At 55.2% G+C, this 3,538-nt stretch carries 1 rRNA gene; it reads left to right on the forward strand.

Going from position 1 to position 3,538, the window contains the following annotated elements:
• Positions 1-352 precede the first annotated feature (352 nt).
• A 23S ribosomal RNA gene (locus ACIQTW_RS21780) occupies positions 353-3,493 on the forward strand.
• Positions 3,494-3,538: the final 45 nt, after the last annotated feature.

Here is a 3,538-nt window from a genome sequence, read left to right on the forward strand (position 1 = left end):
GTTGGGGGTGTGGTGTTGTCAGGAACGTGTCGGGGCGTGGTGTGTGTGGGGTTGTGTTTGGCGCACTGTTGGGTCCTGAGGCAACAGGACCTTTTTGCAGCAATGCAGGGGGGCACTTCTGGTGTTTCTTTTGTTCCTGCTTCCGGTACTTGTCATTGTCCCTTGGTGGGTGGTGGTGGTCTGGTTGACGGGGTTGTTGTTTGAGAACTACATAGTGGACGCGAGCATCTAGAACACACACGTGGCTGGCCCTTTTTGGGGGTTGGTGTGTGTGTTCTTACAGCAATTTCTTATGAATGAACCTGGCCCTTTGTGGTCGTGGTTCTCTCGAGTAAGTTTATTGATCTTGTGTGGTCAAGTTTTTAAGGGCACACGGTGGATGCCTTGGCATTAGGAGCCGAAGAAGGACGTAGGAATCTGCGATAAGCCTGGGGGAGTTGATAACCGAGCGTTGATCCCAGGATGTCCGAATGGGGAAACCCCGCACAACGCTGCAAGGTGATTGTGTGACCCGCATCTGAACACATAGGGTGCGTGGGGGGAACGCGGGGAAGTGAAACATCTCAGTACCCGCAGGAAGAGAAAACAATAGTGATTCCGTTAGTAGTGGCGAGCGAACGCGGATCAGGCTAAACCGTTCCATGTGTGATAGCCGGCGGGCGTTGCATGGGCGGGGTTGTGGGACTTTCCGTTCTGGTTCTGCCGGACCAGTGAGGTGAGGTGCAGGCATAGGTGAACGGTCTTGAAAGGCCGGCCAGAGAGGGTGTGAGCCCCGTAACCGTAATGTTGTGCACGGCCTGGGGAGTATCCCAAGTAGCACGGGGCCCGAGAAATCCCGTGCGAATCTGTCAGGACCACCTGATAAGCCTAAATACTTCCTAATGACCGATAGCGGACCAGTACCGTGAGGGAAAGGTGAAAAGTACCCCGGGAGGGGAGTGAAACAGTACCTGAAACCGTGTGCTTACAATCCGTCGGAGCAGCCTTGTAGTTGTGACGGCGTGCCTTTTGAAGAATGAGCCTGCGAGTTAGTGTTACGTCGCGAGGTTAACCCGTGTGGGGTAGCCGTAGCGAAAGCGAGTCTGAATAGGGCGAGTGTAGTGGCGTGATCTAGACCCGAAGCGGAGTGATCTACCCATGGCCAGGTTGAAGCGACGGTAAGACGTCGTGGAGGACCGAACCCACTTCAGTTGAAAATGGAGGGGATGAGCTGTGGGTAGGGGTGAAAGGCCAATCAAACTCCGTGATAGCTGGTTCTCCCCGAAATGCATTTAGGTGCAGCGTTGCGTGTTTCTTGCCGGAGGTAGAGCTACTGGATGGCCGATGGGCCCTACAAGGTTACTGACGTCAGCCAAACTCCGAATGCCGGTAAGTCAGAGCGCAGCAGTGAGACTGTGGGGGATAAGCTTCATAGTCGAGAGGGAAACAGCCCAGACCACCAACTAAGGCCCCTAAGCGTGTGCTAAGTGGGAAAGGATGTGGAGTTGCGAAGACAACCAGGAGGTTGGCTTAGAAGCAGCCATCCTTGAAAGAGTGCGTAATAGCTCACTGGTCAAGTGATTCCGCGCCGACAATGTAGCGGGGCTCAAGTACACCGCCGAAGTTGTGGATTTCACATAATGCCCTAGCCTTCGTGGTTCAGGGGTGTGGAGTGGTAGGGGAGCGTCGTGTGGGCAGTGAAGTCGCGGTGGAAACCAGCGGTGGAGCCTACACGAGTGAGAATGCAGGCATGAGTAGCGAAAGACGGGTGAGAAACCCGTCCGCCGAATGATCAAGGGTTCCAGGGTCAAGCTAATCTGCCCTGGGTAAGTCGGGACCTAAGGCGAGGCCGACAGGCGTAGTCGATGGACAACGGGTTGATATTCCCGTACCGGCGAAAAACCGCCCATGCCAAGCGGGGGATACTAACCGCCCGGAGCCTGCCCGCTCACCCTTGTGGTGTTGTGGGTTTTGGCCGAGCGCGGGACCTGATCCCGGGAGGTAAGCGTATTAACAGGTGTGACGCAGGAAGGTAGCCGGGCCGGGCGATGGTTGCCCCGGTCTAAGGATGTAGGGTCAGGGATAGGCAAATCCGTTCCTGTGTGCTTCGAGCACGATCCTGAGATCTGATGGGACCCCCGTATGGGGGGATCCGGTGATCCTATGCTGCCAAGAAAAGCATCGACGCGAGGTTTTAGCCGCCCGTACCCCAAACCGACACAGGTGATCAGGTAGAGAATACCAAGGCGATCGAGAGAATTATGGTTAAGGAACTCGGCAAAATGCCCCCGTAACTTCGGGAGAAGGGGGGCCTGCCCCGTGATGGAGACTTGCTCTCCGTGAGCGGGTGTGGGCCGCAGAGACCAGGGGGAAGCGACTGTTTACTAAAAACACAGGTCCGTGCGAAGTCGCAAGACGATGTATACGGACTGACTCCTGCCCGGTGCTGGAAGGTTAAGAGGACCGGTTAGCCCTTACGGGCGAAGCTGAGAATTTAAGCCCCAGTAAACGGCGGTGGTAACTATAACCATCCTAAGGTAGCGAAATTCCTTGTCGGGTAAGTTCCGACCTGCACGAATGGAGTAACGACTTCCCCGCTGTCTCAACCATAAACTCGGCGAAATTGCAGTACGAGTAAAGATGCTCGTTACGCGCAGCAGGACGGAAAGACCCCGAGACCTTTACTATAGTTTGGTATTGGTGTTCGGAGTGGCTTGTGTAGGATAGGTGGGAGACGTTGAAACCCGGACGCCAGTTCGGGTGGAGTCATCGTTGAAATACCACTCTGGTCACTTTGGACATCTAACTTCGGCCCGTGATCCGGGTCAGGGACAGTGCCTGATGGGTAGTTTAACTGGGGCGGTTGCCTCCTAAAAAGTAACGGAGGCGCCCAAAGGTTCCCTCAGCCTGGTTGGCAATCAGGTGTCGAGTGTAAGTGCACAAGGGAGCTTGACTGTGAGAGAGACATCTCAAGCAGGGACGAAAGTCGGGACTAGTGATCCGGCGGTACATTGTGGAATGGCCGTCGCTCAACGGATAAAAGGTACCTCGGGGATAACAGGCTGATCTTGCCCAAGAGTCCATATCGACGGCATGGTTTGGCACCTCGATGTCGGCTCGTCGCATCCTGGGGCTGGAGTAGGTCCCAAGGGTTGGGCTGTTCGCCCATTAAAGCGGTACGCGAGCTGGGTTTAGAACGTCGTGAGACAGTTCGGTCCCTATCCGCTGCGCGCGCAGGAAATTTGAGAAGGGCTGTCCTTAGTACGAGAGGACCGGGACGGACGAACCTCTGGTGTGTCAGTTGTACTGCCAAGTGCATCGCTGATTAGCTACGTTCGGATGGGATAACCGCTGAAAGCATCTAAGCGGGAAGCTCGCTTCAAGATGAGATTTCCATACACATTATGTGTGAGAGGCCCCCAGCCAGACCACTGGGTTGATAGGCCGGATGTGGAAGCGAGGACTAAAGACTCGTGAAGCTGACCGGTACTAATAGGCCAACAACTTACACCACACACAACACTGCACGCGTCCACTATGTGGTTCCCGAACAACAACC

Source organism: Paenarthrobacter sp. NPDC090517 (genome assembly GCF_044769165.1).
Classification (GTDB): Bacteria; Actinomycetota; Actinomycetes; order Actinomycetales; family Micrococcaceae; genus Arthrobacter.